Origin of the sequence: Domibacillus indicus, assembly GCF_023715895.1 — a bacterium.
Classification (GTDB): domain Bacteria; phylum Bacillota; class Bacilli; order Bacillales; family Domibacillaceae; genus Domibacillus; species Domibacillus indicus_A.
Genome location: NZ_JAMBOO010000012.1, coordinates 1 through 21979, shown reverse-complemented (window position 1 = coordinate 21979; position 21979 = coordinate 1). Strand labels below are relative to the sequence as shown.

Genomic DNA, 21979 nt, shown 5'->3' with positions numbered 1-21979 from the left:
TTCATTTTCTGTAAAAGCGTTTGTTATTACGTAGAAGACAGCCCTGTTTCATTGATAATTAAGTCCAGCCCCAGACTTTGCAATCCATATAGGTAATCCTGCTTCAAGTCACTCACAATCAATTCCGGAAGATGCTCCGCCGGAACGTACTTTGCAGTTTGAGCCGAAATCTGTTCCATCAAAGCTTCATCGGCTTCTTCTTCGTAAAATATAATGGCATGAGGATTAAGGATGGAAACAAACGCGGCTGCCAGGCGGCTAATAGCATCTACCTGCTGATTGCTATAACCGGAAGAACGATTGGTTCCCAATGCTTCCTGAAAGTTTTGATGATTGTACTGGGGTACAAACGAAATTTCTCCTGAGAAAAATGTGCTTCCACGCACAATATTCCCATTCACCAAAATGCCAGCCCCCGGTCCATTTTGTCCGAAATACAAATAAATGAGTGATGAATTGGTTTGCGTGGTCTTCTCCCGATGATAACCGAGGACCGCTGCGTTCATGTCATTTTCAACCACAACAGGCATGGAAAAGTGCGTTTCGTAATATTCTTTTAAGTCAACCTGCTGAAATTGTTCATAGCCCGGTATAAAAAAAATGCGGCCATTCTCCACCGATCCCGGCACGCCGATGGCAATCGCGCGTATTTTGGGATACTGATCCATGATTTCCTCTATGCAGGCGGTCAGCATAGGTAACCCCCCTGTTAAAACACTGCCTGCTTTTCCTTGTTTCTTGATCTCGCCCAGACAATTAAAGATCGTATAGTGGGTTTCTTCTCTCTCCAGAAAAATGGCCAAACCAAGCCGGAATTCAGGATTGTATGCGTACCGTTTTGCTCTACGGCCGCCGCTGGAATCATCGAGCCCAAGCAGCTTCAGTTCCCCGTCTTTCTCCATCTGTGTGAGAAACTTGCTGATGGTTGGAAAACTAATGTTTAACTTTTCGCTGAGTTCTGCTTTGGTCGCTCCTCCCATCTCCAATAAGGCTTTACGAATGCGATAAAGAATCACCTTTTTCATGGATTTGGGAGTGGCAAACATCTCGCTCATGATCCTCACCTCTCTTTTTTCTTCCGCTTATTAAACTTCTTTAATAAGTCTCGATCATACTGTATCACATCCTTTTTTTAAGCACAAATGATACTTTATGGCTGACGTTTAAAGCATGTAAAATAAAAGAGGAAGGATATTATTGTCCTTCCTCTTCCTTATTTTTGGCTGAAGGCTATTTTCACACCGATTAAAGTAAAAATAGATCCTTGGATGATATTCATTTTTCTTGACACGGAGGGGCTTTTACGAAGGAATTCTCCGATTTTACCGGCAAACACACTGATCAGTGTAAATAGAATTAAGGCCTGGATCAGAAAAATAAAGCCATAAACGATCATCTGCATGGTAATACTGCCGGCCGTATGATCGATAAACTGGGGAAAAAGAGCGAGAAAAAAGAGAGAAACCTTTGGGTTTAACACATTCATAATAATGCCTCTTTTATAAAGCGCTTTATAGCTTAAGGAATCATGCCCACTGAGAGAAAAATCGGATCCTGAAGCGCGGAAAGATTTATACGCCAAATACAGCAAGTAAGCAGCTCCTGCATACTTGACCAGGGCGAACGCAACAGAAGATTGATACACAAGAGCTGAAATGCCAACAGCAGCGGCTGTAATATGGACAAGAAGCCCGGTGCAAAGCCCAAAAGCGGTAGCGATTCCTGCTTGTTTCCCTTTTACGATGCTTTGTGCCAAAACAAATAAATTATCCGGTCCTGGCATAAGCGTAAGCAGAATAGCCGTACCTAAAAAAGAAATAACGGTTAGCAAAGACACTTTTCAAAATCCTTTCTTTTATTCAGTTTTTTCCTTTTTATTCTAGCATAAGATTAGAATGAGGGACGACTCATTTTCCTGTTTTTAGGAGATACTAAGAAAAAAGTGAAAACAAGCCCGCTTTCTACCGGCGGGCTTGTTTTCACTTCAATTTGAAGCCAATTTTCTGCAATGCTTTTTCCAAATCTTTTTCAAACACCATTTCTTTTAAATCTGCATTCATTTGAACGGCTTTCATAGCTAAGTCAGGACGCAAGCCGGTTACTGTGCAATCTACACCTACCAGCTTTAAAACTGTGGAGATTTTTAATAGTGAGGCTACGACTGTATGATTTATATGCAAAATGCCGGACAAGTCTACAATGAGGCGCTCAAGCTCTAATTCACGGCTTTTAAAAAGCGCTTTTTCAATAATACTTTCTGCACGCTGTTCATCGATGTCACCTACAACGGGCAAAATCGCAATACCTTTTGCGACCTTTACAACCGGCGCCGATATGGTAAACAACTGCTTGTTCGTGTAATCAAGCTCTAATACGTACGATAAAAGAGCAGACATCGTCTCAAACATCTTCATTTGTTTTTCTGTAAATGTTTGCTTTTCTGTATCGAGGCCGCAAATCGTTCCGTAGTTTTTTCCGTCTTTATAATTAATCGGAATCGCAATAAATGTCCCGCCGCCAAGTTTCTCTGTAACGTCCATGTTTTTTGTTTCTTTATGCTGTTTCAAGTCTGGAATGACAAGAACCTGTTCGCCATGTTCCACACTTAAGCTGCAGTACGCTTCGGGGAATGGGCGTTCATCCCCTTCCTTCACAAGCTTTTCACTTTTGTTTAATACCTTTACCATGCGGTTCGTTTTGCCATCGTTTCGGGCAATAAATAACGTATTTACATGGATGAATTCCGCCATGATTTGAAGAACCCGGACCGCCGCTTCTTCAAAATCTTGAAAACGAATATCCAGGGATGGATTTAATCTTTCTGTCATTTCAATGTCCTCACTTTTATTAGGTAACATCTTTCTTATGTATATTACTACGAAAACCAATCAACCAAAAAATTTAATCTGTTTTTCAGGAGTAAGAATAGGAAGTAAGAGTGGGGTGCTGGGGGTAGCCTATTCAACCAACATTATTTTCCCTGTTAAAAGCAATTTGAAACCTATTGCAGTCTGCATTTTAAAAGAAACAAGGACCAAACGGCTACTATTCCCTGATTGAAAGACACGCAGCCCGCTTATGTATGTGTACTTACACAAAAAAAAAGCGGCTGCCAATCGCAGTCCGCTTTCAAGAGATTTTGAATACGCCGCTTTTTTTATTAGTTTATGAATTTCTTATTGAATGTTTCGGGCACTTGCATCTATAAATGTTGATTTACCATTTTTCATAACAATACAGAGCCCATTAAAGACATATGTGATAGAGAATTTTTAAAGAAAAGATGGTTTTTAATTGGGGTTTTCTTTATTATTTAGATTAATCGATCTATTTAAAAATCGTCAAAATAGGAAGGTGGGTTGTCATGATGTCATTTTTTAAAACAGTAGGACAGCTGATACAGAATAATAGTGCTGAGATAGCAGTAGACATTAACAGAGCATTGAACAACGAATATCATTCATTGCTTCATGAAGGTGGTCTTTCTAATGATATTGCAAATAAAAGACGGGCACACTTAGTTGGGCTGATTGGCAGAGCCATCTTAAATCAAAATGGTACCGATGTAGCGGAAGAAGTAACTGATTGGACTAAGGAAACGGCTCGAGTATCCGTTGAGCAAGGAATAGAGATGGAGAAACTAATCATTATTCTTGCCTCTTATAAAACAACCATTTGGAAATATATTAGAAAAGAAATAGAAATTGATCAAATAAAATCTTCTACAGTTTTAGCAGTGCATCAATTTATAGAGGATCTTCTTGATCAAATACTTTACCTATTTAATGCTACATATATAAATTATTATAAACAAAAGATAGCATCTGCCAAAAAAGCATTTAACGAAGTTTCTTTTCCTGTAGTAGCCCTATCAGATAAAGTAGCGATTCTCCCTTTAATCGGCGAACTGGATGAAGAAAGAGCCAGCATCATATTAGAAAATGTACTGCCTAAATGTAAAGACTTAAAAATTGATGAGCTGATTTTAGACTTATCAGGGGTTCCCCGTATCGATACAATATCGGCTAATACGTTATTTCAGTTAAAAGACTCTCTTGCAATTATCGGTATTTCTTTGACCTTCACAGGCATAAAACCAGAACTGGCTGTACCTATGGTCAACTTGGGGATTCCGATTAACAAGCTTCATATAAAAGGTACCTTGAAAAATGCGATTGCTACGTCCAAAGTGCTGTAAGCATCACCCCTTTTGCCGGCTGCAGCGCTTCCAGTATGTACATCAGAACATCACACAGAACCAGCCTTCAACGATTTGGCCGCCATTCCATAAGGCAAGCGGCACAAAAGCCGGCTTGCCTTATGCTGTTGCCTCATCGCAAAACTGAATGTCCTGGCAACTTGCAAATATCTATTCAATGCAGATTCTCTCTTCCTCGCTTCCTCCAGCTATAAAACGAAATCATAACAAATGCTTTTAAAGCGAGGCATCTCCCTTTTTTGATGCTCATCATGCTTCTTGAGATTTTTGTAAGCGTATGGTGAGAAATATAGTTTTTTCTCTAAACAACCCTTTATTTGTATATAGATGTATAAAACTTCACGTCAAAGAGATGCGAAAATCATTTCAAATATATTCCTTCTTTGAGGTTATTTTCCCTAGATGATATATTAGAAAATACAGGATTTTCGGATCAATTTTTCCACTCTTTGAAACCGCTATCCTGCTGAATGACTGCGTTTTCACCTCATATTTATCAACGCTTCTACATCCAAAATCATATCTCATTTTGGCGGCACGGCTCTAATTGACAACTTATTTTAATGTTCGCTAAGCTAGTTTAGCCTTCATGAAAAAGCAGGCACGCAACTCGTTGCGAAAAAGTCAGGCGGTAAAAAATCTATTGAAAATGAGAGTGAGACTATGAAAAAATTCACGAAAATCACTGCGGGCGCCCTTGCAGCTTCACTATTAGGGGGTTCTTTGGCGCTGCCAGGACATTTAGCATTTGCTGACGCAGCAAAAAGTGCGAATGTACAAAAAGAAACATCATCAACCGGTAAAGCGCTTAGCTGGGATAAGAGTTCTTTAGTTTTCACCGGACAAAATGATACGCCAGATTCTATATCTGCCGTAATAGAGAATGGGCAGGATTCTCGTGATATGGAAGGTACCGTAACGTATGAAATATACTGGGCGGCGGATGGCAACCCTAAAAACGGTGAAGTGGTGTACACAGGAACAGTAGATGAGTTAGCTTCTGGTGAGTCACAAACATTAACATACATACCGAGTGAAGAAGGAAATTACATATTTAAAGCGTATCAGCGTCCAAACCATCCTGGTAAGGGAGAGTTATGGAGTGAGGCCATTCCTGTAACAGAAGTAAATGAAAATTATACTATTTTGGAGCCTGAACAGCCGTACAATGAATTTTTTAAGTCTCATGTAGATAAAGGAACAGTTACATTTACGGTACCTGAAGGAATGAAACCGGCAGAACTTAGTTTTACAAGCTACCGTAAAATCGGTGACGGCAATCAAACCAGCTATGATAACCAAACCGCTCTGTATGGTCCAGGCACTTATACTGTTCAAGTTGACCTGCCGTCTGGCGACTGGCAGACAGATCTTTATTTAGGACCTGTCATTGAAAATATCACAGAAGCCGGGCATCCATTAGATAAATTTATTGATTCAGACTTTGGTTCAAACAAATACAACAACTACACGAATTACGGTTCCTATACATATCAGTGAAGTAATGGCTTCTATCCCTGACGCAACTTCAGGCGCAGCATGACTTCATTTGCATGTAATTGAACAAAAACCTGTTTTGATCCCTTCAAAACAGGTTCTCTTCATTTTCACTACTCCCCTCATTCCTTTAATCAATAACATCAACAAATCCTAAAAAGATAAACATAACGTTATTTTTTATAAATTTTCAATTGATTTCTTTTATAAAGAAATGGCACAATGAATGGAAGGTAAAGAAGCATGGATGAATAGCATCGAAAAAGCAATAAAAGGTAATAATAAACAAACATGTTATAAATAAATCTAAAGAGGTCTAACTGGAGAGGTGGTTTATCACAATGAAGTTTTTTGAAGCAGCGGGTCAGCTATTAAGGAGCCACCATATAGAAATATCAATAGAAATCAGCCGGAAATTAGATAAACGATATACTTCTTTTCTTAATGAAAGCGGGCTTGCCGACGATGCAATTACCAAATGGAGAGCCCAGTTAATTCATTTTATTGGAACAGCCATCTTAGATCAGAGTGACGCTCATGTCACTGATTCTGTAGCTGACTGGGCTGTACAAACAGCTGAAGGAGCCGTTCACCATGGAGTAGGAATCGATGATTTGATGCTTACGGTCCGCTGTTACCGAGGAGTGATTTGGGATTATATTGAGAAAGAAATAGACATTGAGGCTATGAACCCTTTCTCGGTGTTAAAAGTAAACCGGATTATTGATGCTATTTTGGATCAAACTGCGCAAGTCTTTAGTGTTTCGTATGTGGAATATCATACTAAAGCGATAAGAGCTGCACAAAAAGCATTTAATGAAGTGTCTTTTCCAGTTGTCGCACTTTCAGATCAAGTAGCTGTTCTTCCCTTAATTGGTGAGTTAAGTGAAGAAAGAGCCAGCATTTTATTAGAAAATGTGCTGCCTAAATGTAAAGATTTAAAAATCAATGACCTAATTTTAGATTTATCTGGAGTCCCTCAGGTAGATACAATGGGTACAGATAAACTGTTTCAGCTGAAACAGTCACTCGGCCTGATTGGTATTAATTTGATCTTTACAGGTATAAAACCCAGCCTTGCTCTGCCGATGGTTAATTTAGGAGTCCCTCTTGACCAGCTTAACGTAAAAGGAACCCTAAAAAATGCTATTTCCGCTTATAAATTAATGCAATAATGACCTTCTTCCTCCCCACTCGTTTGGCCTGAAGCACTAATATAATGAAATGAAACATAATCATTCATTACAATGGATGATTCATTTTAAAACCCGGCTCTTGAAGCCGGGTTTCTTTTTTTTAAAAACGTTCCCTCCTGCCTTTTAATGTGTTTTATTACACCTGCCCCAAAATAAATGCCAGGAAAATAGCCTACAATATGACTGGTGGATAAGTAGTTCAAAAGACGAATTTTTACTTTTATTAGTTATTTATGTAGGAAAATCCATTACTGCTGTTAAATAGATTAATATAAAGAGCTAAGCAGGGAATAAATTTTGTAAATTATTTACTAAGAAGGAGGCCGGTTTCTCGGACTTTTCCATAAACCTGTCAGTGAAAAATGCGGACAAAGGAGAGATGTATATGAAACATCTAAAAAGAAGTGCCTTCGCTACATTGAGCTTTTTTATGATGATCACCCCTGTTTCTGCAGCTGTTCCCGGTGTAGATGATTCGATGAAAAAAGGAGCAACAGAAGGAATTGTATCTGTCTCTCACCCATTAGCCGCTGAAGTCGGCAAAGAAATTTTAAAACAAGGCGGGAATGCCGTAGATGCGGCAGCGGCTATTCAGCTGTCACTAAATGTTGTGGAACCAATGATGTCAGGGATTGGCGGCGGCGGCTTTATGATGGTATATAACAAAGCAGAAAATAACATTACCATGATCGACAGCCGGGAAATGGCTCCAGCGAATGTAACGCCTGAACTTTTCCTAGACCAAAACGGACAGCCTGTGCCTTTTGGGGAACGTCATACAACCGGTAAAGCGGTAGCGGTTCCGGGAACATTAAAAGGGCTTGAAATGGCTCTTGAAGAATACGGAACGATGGAATTGTCTGAAGTCATTGACCCAGCTATTGACCAGGCGGAAAACGGAATTAAAGTAAACTGGTCGATGGCGCAGTATATTGATGAAAATGCAGAGAAACTGCAAAAATATAAAGCGGCAGCAGATGTGTTTGTGCCGAATGGGAAGCCGCTAAAAGAAGGACAAACCCTTGTTCAGCAGGACCTGGCTAAAACCTTTAAACTGATCGAGCAGCAAGGGACGAATGCTTTTTACGGCGGTGAAATCGGAGAAGCGATTGTACAAGAAGTGCAGAAAACCGGCGGAACAATGACAACTGAAGATTTGGCGAAGTATGTTGCAAAAGAGCGGGAACCCGTGCAGGCAAATTACCGGGGATATGATGTGGTCAGTGCTGCTCCTCCAAGCTCAGGCGGTTTAACTGTTCTTCAAATTCTAAAGTTAATGGAAGGCTATGATGTTCAAAAAATGGGTGTGAATTCTCCTGCCTACCTTCATCATTTGATTGAAGCCATGCATCTCGCTTATGCAGATCGTGCTGCTTATATGGCAGATGAAGACTTTTATGATGTTCCATCAGAAGGACTTTTAAATGAGCAATATATTGAAGGAAGAAGAAAGCTGATCAACCCGTTGAAAGCAACAGCGGTAGTCAAAGAAGGCGATCCTTGGAAGTATGAAAATAAAGAACCTGCTGCTGAGGTGACGGTAAAAGAAACAAACCCAACCGGGCAGACCACTCATTTTTCGGTTATGGACAAATGGGGAAATATGGTTTCATATACCACAACAATTGAACAGGTATTTGGATCAGGCATCATGGTTCCAGGCTATGGATTTATGCTAAATAATGAAATGACAGACTTTGATGCAGCTCCAGGCGGAGTGAACGAGGTAGAACCCGGCAAACGGCCAAGAAGCAGTATGTCCCCTACTCTTGTGTTAAAAGACGGACAGCCATTTATGTCCCTTGGATCCCCCGGCGGACCAACTATTATTGCGTCAGTGGCTGAAACGATCATGAATGTCATTGATCACCAGATGCCGATTCAAGAAGCCATTTTAACGCCTCGCATTTACTCAGCAGGCTATCCAACGGTACGATGGGAATCGGGAATCAGTCAAAATACAAGATTGGAATTAATGGCGAAAGGACACGTTTTTGAGGAACAGCCTGAAAATATCGGCAACGTACAAGCCGTGATCTTTGATTACGAAAATGGCCAAATGTATGGCGGAGCAGATAACACGAGAGAAGGAACGGTTCTAGGGGTGGATGCTGTCTCCTACACGTCTAAACAGCCAAAGGAGATAAAAGACGAGAAAAAAGGGCCGTTTACCCTTAAAGTCAATGGCGCTGTTTATCCATACACTGCTGATCAAATGAAGCTGTTAAATGGTACACCTTATATTCAGTCAGATAAGCTGCTGCTTGGCTTAGGTGCAATTGACTCTTCCGATTTAAATGCATACAAACCGCATAAGCGCTCTTACTTGCCGGTTTTAAAAGTGGCACAATCACTTGGATATGAAGTGACTTGGAACGAGGAAACAAAAGAAGTACTTCTCCAAAAGGACTTATCTGACGTTGACAATCCAAATGATGATGAAGATGACGAGGTAATTACCCACTAAAGATTTCATTTTGTGGAGTATCAGATTGATTTTTACAAATCCAAATTATGACCCCTGTCTTTTTTAAAGTCGACAGGGGTATTTTTTATGTTGAATATATAAAAATAGATAGCGTGTGATAATTTTTATCTCCTTGTTTGATTGTTGTTATTTCTTTGTTTTTGATTGATTTTATTTGAATTTTGCACATAATGTAATAAGTTTAAATGTTATTAAAAAAAGAAAAACCCTTGTTAACGAATCATTGATAACAAAGGTTTTATAGTGTATTTTCTATTCTGCTTTATAAGACTTTGGATTCTCTGCCTTACCTTTCACTGCGTTATCCTTCTTCCTCATTAAGCCTGCTGCTTTATTGGCGATAATCGTTATGATAAAAGACAAAATCAATGCAGCAGCCATCGCGATAATTAAACCAGCCATGTTATTGGTTAACAGCGGCGCTGTAAAGGTCGGTACATAAGCTGTTCCACGAACATTAAACATACCAACCAAGGCCCCCCCTGCCCCTGCTGAAAGAATCGCTCCTGCAAACACGGCTTTATTGGAAAACATAAAAGGATACGCGGCTTCTACAAAGGTGCCAAATCCCATATTGATCAAAAAACCTGGAGTTGCGGCCGCTGCTTCTCCCTTGTCCCTTGGAGCAATCACATTCGCTAAATTAATTCCAGCAGATACCATAACAAGTCCTACCATATCAACAGCCCCTAAAAAGCTGGCTCCCGTTTTTTCCATTTCCAATAAAACAATAGGCAGAATAGCGGCATGATAAATACCACCTAAAATAGCTGGCCAGATTAATAGGCCTGCCACTACTCCTGCAAGAATTGGATTGAAATTGATCGCAAACTCGATAGCAGCTTTGAATCCGTCACCGATCTGTAAAGCCAGCGGAGCAAGCAGATAGTACACTATTAACCCGGCAATCAATCCTGAAAATCCTCCGGCCACAATATTGACGGTTGTCATTGGAAAGCGCCATTGAATACATTTTTTAAAAAGAAACTGAACGAGTATACCAGCTAAAATACCGCCAATAATTCCTCCGATAATGCCGCCATTTACAGATAAAATTCCTGCAATCACACCGGAAACAATGGATACTTCATCTAAATCAGAAACTTGTTTAGCTGCTATGACTGCCACCACTACGGGAAGTGCCTGAATCATTACATCGAACACTTCCTTCATGCCAGAGAGGCCGGGAACCTGGCTCAAAGCCAACACAATAGCCATTGCAATAAAACCAGGAAGGGCCGAAACCATGATTCCGCGAATATTAATTCTTTTAAATACATTTCCCTGCTGTGCGGAATGGTTTTTACTGGATGCGCCAATAATAGGCTGGTATTTTATCCCCCATATCTTACATAAGGAAGTAACAAAAGAAATAGCACGCGTCCGGCTTGTTGTTCCGGTTGTTCCCGACTGCGCTATAATGTTGGCTCCTTTTGAACCGATCATAGCCATGGATGTACCGCCTGTACCGACAATGGGCAGCTTCATTTCAACAGCGGCTTCAGTGGCCTGCTTGTTCGTGCCCTCCGGATCTGCACTCATTAAAATTAATCCATCTATCTGCCCGTTTCGAATTTTTTGAGCAATATCTTTATCCAGCTCCACCGCTGCCTTGTTGGCTTCTGCAAGAAGTCCATGGAACATTTCAGCCGGCTGTCCGTGTTTATCAAAGGTAAATACTTTTGCTTTAGTCGTATCTTTAATAGAATCCATCGATTCAGCCGCAGCAATAAACTGAACAGCAGAAATGGTTAACCCAGCTGCATCACTTTGTGTAATGATCTCCTGCAGCAGCTTTTCGGGATCCTTCCCTCCTAAATTGTATAAATTCCCACCGCTGCTTCCTATAATAGCAATCTTCTTCATAACGCACTCCCTCCATACTTCACTGAGCAAAAATCTACTTTCCCTTAAAAATAAAGACTGATGAAAAAGAATAAAAATACATGAATATGTTTATTTATTTAATATAACACTCTTTTTCTGAAAAATTAAAAGAATTTTTAATTCTTTTCTCAATCCATTTACCTACGTTTATACATCAAATGCTCAGTGGCTGGATAGGTAGGTATAGTTAATACTCTCTTTTGTTCCCTTTTTTCACAAAATCCCAATCGATTTCTACGTTTTTTCTAACTCTTTGAAGAAGATCATGAAGTACCTCAGCTTCCTCCTCTGAAAACCCAGATAGAGCTACTTTGTTAGAATAATCCCCCTCCCTTTTCAAAAAGGGATAAAGCTCTCTGCCTTTTTTTGTTGGATGTAGCTTCTTAATTTTTTTGTTCTGATCGTCGTCTTTTTTTTCAATAAAACCTTGAATTTCTAATTTTTTGATCGCACGCGCTGCTGTGGTACGGTCTACTTTGATCATTTCCGCCACTTTTTCCTGGATAATGCCCGGATTTTCACAGATTCGAATAAGGTATAAATACTGCCCTTTCGTAAGGTCAAACTCTTTAAATTCAATATTGCTGATCGAATCGAGCGCTCTTGCAATCATGCCGATTTCCCGAAGAATTTCCCTCATATGTAAACCCCTTTATAAAATTTTGTTGTATTTGCAACAAAAATACATTATAGTTTTTATTATAACAAGTCATATCTGTATTATGACTGGACCGTTTTGAGAAATCTAGAAAAGGACTGAAGAAAAATGGATGCAATAAAAATAACATTAGAAAGTGAATTAAAAAAAGCTTTTTCCATCAGGAAAGAAGTGTTTGTTGACGAACAAGGAGTACCTTTAGAAGACGAATTTGATAAATTTGATACTCTTGAGGGACCCGCTCTGCATATATTGGTTTACTATCAGGATCAAGCTGTTGGAACGGGGCGGATAAGATGGGCTGACAGTGTCGGTAAACTGGAGAGAATTTGTATACTAAAACCTTACCGTCAGTTCGGTCTCGGGAAAGTGATCATTAAAGCGCTAGAGACGATCGCTAAGGAACAAGGAACATCTCAAGTTAAACTGCATGGCCAGATACAGGCAGAAGGTTTTTATAAGAAACTCGGCTATTATGCTGCGTCTGATGTTTTTATGGAAGATGGTATCCCCCATCTTTTAATGAAAAAAGAATTATCTGCTGAACCACTATGAGGCGTCTGAGAATGGCGAAATATATGTACTACACAACGGGGATCGTTATTCTCACGCTTGGTGTTACACTTACAATACAGTCAGACCTCGGCGTGTCTCCTTTTGATGCTCTGCTAGTCGGTTTAGCCGCCAATCTAGGGTTGACAGTAGGGAGCTGGGAAGTGATCATTGCTTTTATCTTAATTGGCTGCAATTCGATGTTAAAAAAGCAGAAACCAGAGTTTTCCGGCTTGTTAACGGCCTTGATTACAGGAATCAGCATTGATGTATGGCTTTTTTCACTGGGCACTTTCGTTACGCCAGAGTTATGGGTTACTAAATTTTTATGTTTTAGCATAGGTCTTTTAACAATAGGGATGGGCACCGCCATTTATTTATACGCCGATCTCGCCCCTATCCCTGTTGATCGCTTTATGCTTATCATCCGGGAATTAACCAAAATGAACATATGGCTTACGAAAACAATCATTTATATTCTTTTCCTCTCTTTATCTCTTTTGTTTCAAGGACCTGTTGGCGTTGGAACGATACTAGCTGTTTGTTTAGGGGGTCCTATTCTTCATTACTGTATGGCTTTGACAGACTTTAAGCTAAAACCTCCTTCTTCTAAACAGACAGGCATTTAAACGAGAAATAAAGAGCGTGGTTTATGCGTTTAAAAAGAGCCACACCGGCTCTTTTTTACACTGCAGAATGTTGCTAATTCGCCATATTTCCCTTTTTGCGGTGAACTTTTATCCAAATAATAAGAGTCGCCTTACGGAACAATTAGATTCCGTAAGGCTTCTTTCTTAGGCGTACAAAACGCTATTTATCCTTGCGCTTCAAAATCCTTAATTTTCGCATCTGGGCTTAACACTTTCTCTGGCTGAAATTCCGCTAATGGCTCCCCTTCTTTGACTTTTTTGACCCAGTCATGATTCGCAAGAGCTCCTTTACCAAGCGAAACTACATCCGCTTCTCCTTTTTCAACAATACTGACAGCAAGTTCTGGCTTTTCTAAATGCCCATTTGCAATAACAGGCTGTTTTCCATATTTTTTAGCCAGGGCAGCTAAAGAAGGACCGCCGTCACCAAAAGCAGAATCCACAGCCGCGGTTCCTTCTCCTTCCGGAAATGCCGGCTGCCACGCTTCATATTCTGTCACATGAATGAAGTCTAATGGTGCATTCCCCAATTGGTCGAAAATGATTTCGGCTTCTTTTTCTTTTTCCGCCCATTTATGTTCATAATCATTCACTTTTCCTTGCGAGATCCGGATGCCTACCGTAAAATCTTCTCCAACCGCTTCCCGGACAGCATTGGATACCTCAACAAGCAGACGCACCCGGTTTTCAATCGAGCCGCCGTACTCATCTGTACGCTGGTTCGTGTAGTCCGTTAAAAATTGATCCAGGATATAGCCGTTGGCTCCGTGAATTTCGACTCCATCAAATCCAGCTGTTTTTGCTCTTACTGCCGCTTCTGTGAATCCTTTAATGACGTCCTGAATATCTTCTTTTGAGGCTTCTTTTGGTTTCGGAAATGAGCCGCTTCCTCCATAGAACTCCATTTGCTCCCCTTTGGGCTGGACTGAAGAAGGACCGATTGAGTCTTCCATAAAACGATTTCCTTGCGAAAGCGCACCTGCATGCATCAGCTGCGCAAAGATTTTGGCACCGGCCTGGTGAACAGAGTCGACTACTTTCTTCCAGGCCGCTGTTTGCTCTTCATCTGTGATGCCAGGCTGATTGAAATAGCCCTGGCTGTATTTTTGATCCGGGTAAATCCCCTCTGTAATAATGAGGCCAAAACCGCCACGGGCAAATGATGTATAGTAAGAATCCATTTGGCCAGTCGCAAGCCCTTCAGGTGTTGCACTTGTACGTGTCATGGGTGCCACACTTACCCGGTTTTCCAATTCTGTACTTCCCAGTTTTACTTTTTGAAATAAAATGTTTGTATCAGGCACTGTCAAAACTCCTTCCTATATTTGCACAACCCTATTATGTTCAATTCATTCTTAAACTTTCACTTTTTGTTTTGGATAACATCTTTTAAAACACCTATGTCTCCTTTTTCACATTTCACTATAAATTAAACAAAACCTGATTGATCCCTTGGAGCAGCCGGTCGCTTTTTTTCAACCTGAACTGTTGTATGATTCGCTGCTCATTAGGTTAGCCAGCAAGTCAAAAAGAAGAAATTGGCATAAGAATTAAAAGGGATAGATTTTGCAGATGAAAACATTCGGGAAGAAAAAAGCGGTTTGTATACTTTAAAGAGGGGTAGCTGTTAAATAAAGACATAAACTACAGCAAGAAACTAAGGTGAATATTTGATGTTCGGGTTATCCGACTTACTATCATTAATCATTTCAGCTTTTATTATTTTGCCAATGGTCATACTGTTACGAGAAACGGGCTACTTAATTGTCAGTGTCCTTTTTGGGGTCGAAAATCCAAGAATTACAATTGGTTCAGGTCCTAGGCTGTTTAAGATTGGGATATTTGACGTTAGAAAATATTATCACCTGTACAGCTGGTTTTCTTATGACTCCTTAACCAAAGAAAATAGATGGGTTTATGTTTGTGTATACGCAGGCCCCATTTTAATAAACATTGTTGTTGCCTTAACCATTAATTCGCTTTTAGCAAACGGCTATTGGCAAACGCATGCCACATTTTGGGACCGGTTTATTTTTTATGCTTTTTATTACGTATTGTTTGATATTGTGCCGATGAAGACGGTCAATGGGAAGCCAAATAACGGTTATATTATTTACGAAATGGTTCGATACGGCAGGAGAATGGATTATAACCAGGAACCGCTTATCCCTGCTACAAAGGATGTAGAAAAGCAATACCAACAGAAAATGAAAAAAATCAAAGAAGTTAAAAAACAGAAGCAGGATCATTGAAAAAAGGGAACAGTACAGATAAAGGACAGATTTAGGGATGGCAGAATAAAGATAAATGAATACCTTTAAACAAAACTGGTTACTGATGATATTTGCCTGAATAAGTATAGAACTTATCCAGGCTTTTTCTGCAATCCGTTTTTTCAGATTGAGTAATCTTCCATAACCTGGCTTGTATCTTGGCTTGCTGGATGAAAATTTTCGCTGCTGTTTTGCGAATTTGTATCCACATAAAGCAGCATGCCGCCGGTGATAACATCTGTATAATGTTTTTCTGCTTCTTCCTCACACATTCCGGTAGACAGACCTATACGAAGCAAAGCATCACGGACAGGCTTTTCCCCTAATAGGAATGCGGCAAAGCGGTCCCGCCAGGATTGAAGACCGGCTGATTCCACATTGATACCCATCTGCCCTTTTGTCATCAGGATTTCTTCTTTATCCTTTACGATAATGTACATATCCTCTTCCTTATAGCCTTCTTCTTTTAAAGCATTAATTTTCCACAACAAATCGTCTTCGTCATAATACACGTATATAAATTTTTTTTCTTCCATCAGCCATATTCTCCTTAAACTTAAAATAAGGATGCCTTTAGAAAAGGCATCCTTATTTTGAACCGATCTTAAGTTGAACATACAAAAGCTTTTCTTATCATGTCCCACAGAAAGTGCGGTATGGGCGTAAAGTCGGCTCCGGAAGGCACGCATATTCCGCCTGTTCCTGGGAATGAGCATATGGCTGAGAAAGAGCCTTCACCAGCTTTTCCATCTCGCTGTAATCGCCCTGCCCCGCCGCTTCTAAGGCGGCTTCTACCCGGTGATTCCGCGGGATCACAGCCGGATTGTTGTTACGCATTACTTGCTGCGAAGCCTCTTTTGATTCCGGCTGTCTGTCCAGTCTCTCGTGCCAGCGTTTTTGCCATTCGGTAAATTCCGGTGCTTTAAACAAAGTCGTATCTTCCCGCTCATCAGATGTTAATGCACGGAACGTATTCGTATAGTCTGCACGATGTTTATGCATCAGGCTGAGAAGTTCTTCAATAAGTGCTTCATCCCCAGCTTCTTCATTTAGGATGCCTAGTTTGGCTCTCATTCCTGCCAGCCAGTTCGAGCGGTAAATCTCAAGATAATCCGTTAATTCTTTTTGAGCAAGGTTGACGGCTTCATCCTGGTCTTGATGCAGAAGCGGCAGCAGCGTTTCAGCGAATCGTGCCAGGTTCCAGCCGCCGATCGGCGGCTGATTTTTATACGCATAACGGCCATGAATATCAATAGAGCTGAAAACGGTCTCTGGATCATATACGTCCATAAAAGCGCAAGGACCGTAATCAATGGTTTCTCCACTGATGGTCATATTGTCTGTATTCATAACTCCATGAATAAAGCCGACCAGCTGCCATTTGGCTATTAAAGCAGCCTGACGCTTAATTAATTCACGAAGCAGTGAAAGATATCGGTCTTCATTTGCCTCGATATGAGGATAATGACGTGCAATGGTGTAATCAGCCAGACTGCGCAAGTCTTCTTCAGAACCCCATTGAGCCGCAAATTCAAACGTGCCGACACGCAGGTGGCTCGCCGCTACACGGGTCATAATCGCGCCTGTTAGTCCGGTTTCGCGGTTAACGGTTTCACCTGTTGTTACAACAGACAGGCTGCGGGTAGTCGGAATTCCGAGCGCATACATCGCTTCGCTGATAATGTATTCACGCAGCATCGGACCCAGTGCTGCCCGACCGTCGCCTCCGCGTGAATAAGGTGTTCGGCCTGAGCCTTTAAGCTGAATGTCAAAACGGTCACCAGTAGGCGTGATCTGTTCGCCGACGAGCAGGGCCCGGCCATCCCCCAGCATCGTAAAATGCCCAAATTGATGGCCTGCATAGGCCTGCGCAATTTTTGCGCCGCCCTCAGGAACCCGGTTACCGGCTAACACTTCGACCTCTTCTGCTTTCCTAAGCTCCTGTGCATCCAGTCCAAGAGAGGCAGCCAGTGAATCATTCAGAACAACAAGTTTCGGCGAGCGTACAGGATTTGGGTCAATAGCAGAGAAAAATGCTTTTGGCAGACGGGTATAACTGTTATCAAAGTTCCAGCCTGTTTGGGTTGATTTGTTTTCCTTTATCATCGTATCCCCTTTTCTTTTTTGTGTCTTTTATTATGTGGGTTTCCTTTTTTGCTTCATTTAAACAATGCATTTTATTTTATCATGTTACAAGCATGATTAATGTTTGCTCTAATCATTTTCTTATACCCTTTCCAGCCGTTGATCAAGCTTTTAAATGGTATGATGAATGGCGATTTGGAATAAAAGCTGATTTTATAATTCTTTTGCTGTTTAATTGTTTTTTGGATACTATTTGAATTTTGCACAAAATGTATTATTAAAAAAAACAATAGGAATATTATTTTGAAAACGAAAATCATATCAAGCGAACAATACAATAAAAAGCCAATTTTTACGAAAATTGGCTTACCAATCATACTTAGATTAATTTTGGATATTGTTTCCCCTCAATGCCTGTTCCATAACCGTGAGTGAATGTTCATGTTTCTAATTTACTTACTTTAAATATCAATGAATAACTTGCCCAGAATGGTTCATGATCACATTAACCGATGCCCATTTTGTTTTTACATAACATTCAAAAAACTAAAACCATACATAGAGGCAACTACAAATACAATAGTCCATAATGCTAAACTGACAGTCATCCAGCCCACGACGACGATTTTCGAAGACCCAAATGTCAGGGCCAGGATTGCAGCAATATCGGTTCCAACAAGGATAGGTGCCAGCAGAGCTAAGCCTGGGATTCCATACTTATCCCATATTTCCCTTGACCGGGTTTCTCTTTTGGTAGGGCTCATTATCCCTTTCTTTTGCTTTCTTGCTGTTCTCCACTCTTCAATTTGCTTAAAAAATAGGCCAAGCAGGACAATTAATAGGAAATTCCCCATAAAAGCCGTTAAACCAACTCCCACAGGTGATAGCCCCCATAAAACACCGAGTGGCACAATGATGGATACATCCATCCATGGCGCTGCCCCCAGCAAAAACAAAACAACATACTGCCATATAGCATTTGCTTCTTGAGCCCACTCTAACATCGCCATTCAGCTCCTTAGCAATTCAGTTAAAAATGATTTAGCTTCCGAATCGTTAACCAGTACACCAAATACTGTCCTAATCCAAGAACACCTATAGCCAGTAAAGGAGCAATGGGCCACTTAAAAAACACAAAACAAAATAAAGCTGCTGCCGGCAATGCGTAAGTGTAATAGATATACACATTACGGCAGGCCTTGAACGTTACCCATTGCTGTCCTTCATCCATTTCTCGAAATTCCGGCGGGATTACTCCCCAGGAATGAATCCGATTTTGAGGGTTTTTGCGGTTATTCAACCGGATCAAAAAAATCCAGAGAAATAAAAAACAGGTAAATCCCAAAAAGCTGTATCTCGCTAATTCCTGCTGTACAGAATCAGGACCTGACAACGACAAAATCAGAAATGTCATAATTAAAACTAACAAGGCCATAGGGACAAACGGCGAACGCAGAATGTTTGGAAGCACGAAGTTACATCTCCTTTAAATAAAAGATTTCTTCAACCGGTACATTAAATGCTTTAGAGATTTTCAAAGCTAAAATCACTGAAGGTGCATAATCTCCTTTTTCGATCAGCCCAATGGTCTGGCGGGTAGCTCCGATTGCATCGGCCAAGTCTTGCTGTGTCCATTTAAAACGTGCACGAAGTTCACGTACTCGGTTTTCTAACATCCTCATATTCCTTCCATCACTATTTTGTTTTATTGTAAATGATATATAACATAATGTAAATGATTATTTGCATTATGTTATATATAATTGCTTTTTATACAAAAAAAGAACCAACAAAATCAATTTGTTGGTTCTTTTTGTTAATTTATATTCTTTCAGGACTTTGAACGAAATCAATGGATGTGATTCCGTATTGTTCAAATGCTTCCAAGGCCTGTACTCTGCTCGCTTGCAAAGAATCATAATCTCTGTTTCCGCAATGGGTACAGTGACCATATGGCACGTTGTGAATAAACAATGTTCGTCCTTTATAGTAAAGGCAGGCAATGTCCAGAGACGGCAACAAAACGCCATGATGACAATAATTACAACTCGCTAACACCTTTTGCTACCCCCAATATAATAATCTCTGTATTTTAATTACTATATCATCTCTGGTTCGATCTGAAAACAACATTTTTAAAACTGGTTTTCTCATAGAAAATGAAAGAAGCATCGATACAAATTATTCATTTACATCAGAAAAAATGCCTGCCGAAAAATGACCGATTGAACGGAACATTAACCGGAACCAACCTGCTTTTTCTATTTCTTCTGCCGTAACAAGATTAACCGTTTGAGTCTGGGCACCTTCTACCCCGTTAATGCGGTACGTGTAGGTAACCGTTCCTGCTTTGATCCCTTCTTTAACGGGAGCAGTTAAACCTTCATTTGAAAAGTCTGTTTCCGCAACCAATTTGGGCGACTTTACACCTTTTGGAACCACAAAATGTATCGTTTGGTCAGGCACAACCGAAACCTCTGTTTCTTTTCCATCCAGTACAGGGGCTTTTTCTTCCTGTGCGGAACTTTTAGCGGCTACGACTTGTTTGACTTCAAAATGATCAAATCCATAATCGAGCACTTTTTTCGTTTCGGTAAAGCGGCTGCCCATTGTTTCTGCGCCCATTACCACACTGATCAGGCGCATGCCATCGCGTTCAGCTGTTCCTGCAAAACAATAGCCGGCATTGGTGGTATAACCTGTTTTTAATCCATCAAGCCCTTCATAAGCATATTTCTTCAGCTCTGGATCATTTTTGTTGGCTTCAAGCATCCAGTCTGAATTCACGAGAGGCTCCGCATCAGTCTCGCGGAATTGATAGGTTTGAAGAGACGTAAAGTCGCTGAATTCCGGCTGATCCTGGATAATATGCTGGACAAGCTTTGCTACATCCATTGCTGACATTTTTGTTTCTTTTTCTTCAGCCGGACGGAATGCAGCCGGCATATCGGACCGGTCCAGCCCTGTCGCATTGATATATTGGGTTTTCGTCATTCCCATCCGTTGCGCTTCTTCGTTCATCAGCTTGACGAACTCGGCTTCCGAGCCGGCTGCAAATTCAGCAAGGGCAACCGCTGCATCATTCGCAGAATGCAGGGCCATCGCTGTGTACAGCTCTTTTACGGTGTGCTGTTCACCTTCGGCCAGGTGTACACTGGCACCAATTGTTTGATCCGCATTTGCTTTCACCGTTACGGTATCATTCCAGCTTATTTCGCCTTTTTTTACTTTGTCCATCACAATATACTCAGTCATCATTTTCGTCATGCTGGCCGGCGCATAAGCTGTATCAGCGTTTACCGATAAAAGGACTTTTCCCGTTGTCGGCTCCATAAGTACAGCTGATTTAAGATGCAGGTTTAGCGAATCAGCAGATGGAACGCTGTCTGCTTTTGCAGAAGCCGTATCGTTGGTTCCTTCAGCTGCCACAGCGGAAATTTCGGCAGGAGAGGAAAACGGAGTTACTGGCAGAATCAGCATACTTGTAATGAAAGTACTGGCAGTTATTTTTTTAAAGACAGTTTTTTCATTTTTTATGAATTTCATAGAGAAGCAACGACATTTTTTCAAAAAATAGACCTTCTTTCTTATTATCAACACATAAACAGCGAACGATTTTTCACACCGTTTTCTATTTTAAAATAGGAAGTAAAAATAGAAAAGAAAGAACCTATTCATTTTTTTAGAAACTTAAAAAGAATTTGTTTTTGAATTTTGCACAAATTGAAATTTGTTTTTTTATTGCTTTAACCCTGTCTTTTAAACTACGGGCAAAAAGAAAAGTGCAAACCCTTTGATGGTTTGCACTTTTTACAAATATTTTATTTATACTACTTCAACCGGCAGGCTGTGTTTCCAAAATACACTCGACATCGCTACTTTTGCTTCTTCCTCATCGGGTCCGTGAATTTCTAGTTTAAATGATTTTGAATTTAAAATACTGTATGTCAGTCCGAGAATACTTTTAGCATCGATTGTTTGGTTATCTGTCATAATCACAATACTTGATTTGAATTTGCTGGCTGTCTGGTTAATTTCTACAACAACCTGTGCTCTTGATTTGTCTAGTAACATGTAAGATCATCCTTTTGAAAGTGTAGTCTTTTTTCAAGCATACCCCGCGGCTGCTTTATGTACAATATCATCCAATGGCTGAAATTTGAATAATAGATCATACTTTGTATTGGTACAAATTAGTATAACATGATTCACTTTTAATGGCATACGAATCAGGACTGAATGGGTGACAATCTGATGAATTTTTGATTTCTTTCTATATCTGTTGAAATCCGTTTTTTATCCAGTAGGAAATAACAATCATGTTAAACACCCCGCTTGTTTTGCTCAGAGGGCACTGAAAAAGTCTAGATAGTTTTAACCAAACCAGGTATTCGACGATTGAATCGTCGAATACCTGGTTTTTTTCATTTATAATAAATTCAATACATACAGGTGGTGCTTCCAATGATTTCAA

Annotated in this window: 21 protein-coding genes; 7 read left to right on the top strand and 14 right to left on the bottom strand. The window is 40.3% G+C overall.

Features of this window, described 5'->3' with window-relative positions; translation table 11 throughout:
• Nucleotides 1-26: 26 nt before the first annotated feature.
• The 3 genes from M3221_RS16010 to M3221_RS16000 form a co-directional block, all read right to left on the bottom strand.
• On the bottom strand, nt 27-1055 hold the full coding sequence (locus M3221_RS16010) for an ROK family transcriptional regulator (protein WP_251272735.1): 1029 nt from the start codon (nt 1053-1055) through the stop codon (nt 27-29).
• 158 nt (nt 1056-1213) lie between these two features.
• A complete protein-coding gene (locus M3221_RS16005) occupies nt 1214-1837 on the bottom strand; it encodes a LysE family translocator (RefSeq protein WP_251272734.1) in 624 nt (207 codons plus the stop codon).
• A 142-nt stretch (nt 1838-1979) separates the two neighbouring features.
• A complete protein-coding gene (locus M3221_RS16000) occupies nt 1980-2828 on the bottom strand; it encodes an STAS domain-containing protein (protein WP_251272733.1) in 849 nt (282 codons plus the stop codon).
• A 536-nt stretch (nt 2829-3364) separates the two neighbouring features.
• Here M3221_RS16000 and M3221_RS15995 point away from each other — a divergent pair.
• The 4 genes from M3221_RS15995 (at nt 3365) to ggt (ending at nt 9379) form a co-directional block, all read left to right on the top strand.
• Complete coding sequence (locus M3221_RS15995) at nt 3365-4198, top strand: STAS domain-containing protein (protein ID WP_251272732.1); 834 nt, start codon at nt 3365-3367, stop codon at nt 4196-4198.
• 684 nt (nt 4199-4882) lie between these two features.
• On the top strand, nt 4883-5719 hold the full coding sequence (locus M3221_RS15990; RefSeq protein WP_251272731.1) for a hypothetical protein: 837 nt from the start codon (nt 4883-4885) through the stop codon (nt 5717-5719).
• A 338-nt stretch (nt 5720-6057) separates the two neighbouring features.
• The gene (locus M3221_RS15985; protein WP_251272730.1) at nt 6058-6891 is read left to right on the top strand and encodes an STAS domain-containing protein; all 834 of its coding nucleotides are present in this window, start codon (nt 6058-6060) and stop codon (nt 6889-6891) included.
• A 406-nt stretch (nt 6892-7297) separates the two neighbouring features.
• A complete protein-coding gene (gene ggt / locus M3221_RS15980; RefSeq protein ID WP_396120291.1) occupies nt 7298-9379 on the top strand; it encodes a gamma-glutamyltransferase in 2082 nt (693 codons plus the stop codon).
• 273 nt (nt 9380-9652) lie between these two features.
• Here ggt and M3221_RS15975 read toward each other — a convergent pair whose 3' ends face one another.
• A complete protein-coding gene (locus M3221_RS15975) occupies nt 9653-11266 on the bottom strand; it encodes a PTS sugar transporter (RefSeq protein ID WP_251272729.1) in 1614 nt (537 codons plus the stop codon).
• Between the two features lie 208 nt (nt 11267-11474).
• The gene (locus M3221_RS15970) at nt 11475-11927 is read right to left on the bottom strand and encodes a MarR family winged helix-turn-helix transcriptional regulator (protein ID WP_251272728.1); all 453 of its coding nucleotides are present in this window, start codon (nt 11925-11927) and stop codon (nt 11475-11477) included.
• 126 nt (nt 11928-12053) lie between these two features.
• Between M3221_RS15970 and M3221_RS15965 the strand changes: the two genes are divergently transcribed.
• Together M3221_RS15965 and M3221_RS15960 are read left to right on the top strand one after the other, a co-directional pair.
• Complete coding sequence (locus tag M3221_RS15965; RefSeq protein WP_251272727.1) at nt 12054-12500, top strand: GNAT family N-acetyltransferase; 447 nt, start codon at nt 12054-12056, stop codon at nt 12498-12500.
• A gap of 11 nt (nt 12501-12511) precedes the next feature.
• Nucleotides 12512-13126 carry a YczE/YyaS/YitT family protein gene (locus tag M3221_RS15960; protein ID WP_251272726.1) on the top strand — a complete coding sequence of 205 codons (615 nt, stop codon included), beginning with the start codon at nt 12512-12514 and terminating at the stop codon, nt 13124-13126.
• 185 nt (nt 13127-13311) lie between these two features.
• Here M3221_RS15960 and M3221_RS15955 read toward each other — a convergent pair whose 3' ends face one another.
• A complete protein-coding gene (locus tag M3221_RS15955) occupies nt 13312-14451 on the bottom strand; it encodes an NADH:flavin oxidoreductase (RefSeq protein WP_251272725.1) in 1140 nt (379 codons plus the stop codon).
• Between the two features lie 369 nt (nt 14452-14820).
• On the opposite strand from M3221_RS15955, the gene M3221_RS15950 reads away from it, so the two are divergent.
• Nucleotides 14821-15399, top strand: a complete 579-nt coding sequence (locus M3221_RS15950; RefSeq protein ID WP_251272724.1) for a hypothetical protein — start codon at nt 14821-14823, stop codon at nt 15397-15399.
• Between the two features lie 143 nt (nt 15400-15542).
• Here M3221_RS15950 and M3221_RS15945 read toward each other — a convergent pair whose 3' ends face one another.
• The 8 genes from M3221_RS15945 to M3221_RS15915 all read right to left on the bottom strand — a co-directional run bounded on the left by M3221_RS15945 (nt 15543) and on the right by M3221_RS15915 (nt 21579).
• The gene (locus M3221_RS15945; protein WP_251272723.1) at nt 15543-15956 is read right to left on the bottom strand and encodes a YflT domain-containing protein; all 414 of its coding nucleotides are present in this window, start codon (nt 15954-15956) and stop codon (nt 15543-15545) included.
• A 97-nt stretch (nt 15957-16053) separates the two neighbouring features.
• Nucleotides 16054-17526 carry a protein adenylyltransferase SelO gene (locus M3221_RS15940; RefSeq protein ID WP_251272722.1) on the bottom strand — a complete coding sequence of 491 codons (1473 nt, stop codon included), beginning with the start codon at nt 17524-17526 and terminating at the stop codon, nt 16054-16056.
• Between the two features lie 506 nt (nt 17527-18032).
• A complete protein-coding gene (locus M3221_RS15935; RefSeq protein WP_251272721.1) occupies nt 18033-18509 on the bottom strand; it encodes a small multi-drug export protein in 477 nt (158 codons plus the stop codon).
• 26 nt (nt 18510-18535) lie between these two features.
• Nucleotides 18536-18976, bottom strand: a complete 441-nt coding sequence (locus tag M3221_RS15930) for a hypothetical protein (protein ID WP_251272720.1) — start codon at nt 18974-18976, stop codon at nt 18536-18538.
• Between the two features lie 4 nt (nt 18977-18980).
• A complete protein-coding gene (locus tag M3221_RS15925) occupies nt 18981-19181 on the bottom strand; it encodes a helix-turn-helix transcriptional regulator (protein ID WP_251272719.1) in 201 nt (66 codons plus the stop codon).
• Nucleotides 19182-19326: 145 nt separating this feature from the next.
• On the bottom strand, nt 19327-19563 hold the full coding sequence (locus tag M3221_RS26840) for a YgiT-type zinc finger protein (RefSeq protein WP_369335180.1): 237 nt from the start codon (nt 19561-19563) through the stop codon (nt 19327-19329).
• 123 nt (nt 19564-19686) lie between these two features.
• A complete protein-coding gene (locus tag M3221_RS15920) occupies nt 19687-21051 on the bottom strand; it encodes a D-alanyl-D-alanine carboxypeptidase family protein (RefSeq protein ID WP_396120295.1) in 1365 nt (454 codons plus the stop codon).
• A 279-nt stretch (nt 21052-21330) separates the two neighbouring features.
• A complete protein-coding gene (locus M3221_RS15915) occupies nt 21331-21579 on the bottom strand; it encodes an HPr family phosphocarrier protein (protein WP_242235609.1) in 249 nt (82 codons plus the stop codon).
• Nucleotides 21580-21979 lie beyond the last annotated feature (400 nt).

Excerpts from the sequence above, each read along its gene's own strand:
- M3221_RS16010 (WP_251272735.1), bottom strand. The coding sequence starts at position 1,055 with ATGAGCGAGATGTTTGCCACTCCCAAATCCATGAAAAAGGTGATTCTT.
- M3221_RS16000 (WP_251272733.1), bottom strand. The coding sequence starts at position 2,828 with ATGACAGAAAGATTAAATCCATCCCTGGATATTCGTTTTCAAGATTTT.
- M3221_RS15995 (WP_251272732.1), top strand. The coding sequence starts at position 3,365 with ATGATGTCATTTTTTAAAACAGTAGGACAGCTGATACAGAATAATAGT.
- M3221_RS15990 (WP_251272731.1), top strand. The coding sequence starts at position 4,883 with ATGAAAAAATTCACGAAAATCACTGCGGGCGCCCTTGCAGCTTCACTA.
- M3221_RS15985 (WP_251272730.1), top strand. The coding sequence starts at position 6,058 with ATGAAGTTTTTTGAAGCAGCGGGTCAGCTATTAAGGAGCCACCATATA.
- ggt (WP_396120291.1), top strand. The coding sequence starts at position 7,298 with ATGAAACATCTAAAAAGAAGTGCCTTCGCTACATTGAGCTTTTTTATG.
- M3221_RS15975 (WP_251272729.1), bottom strand. The coding sequence starts at position 11,266 with ATGAAGAAGATTGCTATTATAGGAAGCAGCGGTGGGAATTTATACAAT.
- M3221_RS15970 (WP_251272728.1), bottom strand. The coding sequence starts at position 11,927 with ATGAGGGAAATTCTTCGGGAAATCGGCATGATTGCAAGAGCGCTCGAT.
- M3221_RS15965 (WP_251272727.1), top strand. The coding sequence starts at position 12,054 with ATGGATGCAATAAAAATAACATTAGAAAGTGAATTAAAAAAAGCTTTT.
- M3221_RS15960 (WP_251272726.1), top strand. The coding sequence starts at position 12,512 with ATGGCGAAATATATGTACTACACAACGGGGATCGTTATTCTCACGCTT.
- M3221_RS15950 (WP_251272724.1), top strand. The coding sequence starts at position 14,821 with ATGTTCGGGTTATCCGACTTACTATCATTAATCATTTCAGCTTTTATT.
- M3221_RS15945 (WP_251272723.1), bottom strand. The coding sequence starts at position 15,956 with ATGGAAGAAAAAAAATTTATATACGTGTATTATGACGAAGACGATTTG.
- M3221_RS15940 (WP_251272722.1), bottom strand. The coding sequence starts at position 17,526 with ATGATAAAGGAAAACAAATCAACCCAAACAGGCTGGAACTTTGATAAC.
- M3221_RS15935 (WP_251272721.1), bottom strand. The coding sequence starts at position 18,509 with ATGTTAGAGTGGGCTCAAGAAGCAAATGCTATATGGCAGTATGTTGTT.
- M3221_RS15925 (WP_251272719.1), bottom strand. The coding sequence starts at position 19,181 with ATGTTAGAAAACCGAGTACGTGAACTTCGTGCACGTTTTAAATGGACA.
- M3221_RS15920 (WP_396120295.1), bottom strand. The coding sequence starts at position 21,051 with ATGAAATTCATAAAAAATGAAAAAACTGTCTTTAAAAAAATAACTGCC.
- M3221_RS15915 (WP_242235609.1), bottom strand. The coding sequence starts at position 21,579 with ATGTTACTAGACAAATCAAGAGCACAGGTTGTTGTAGAAATTAACCAG.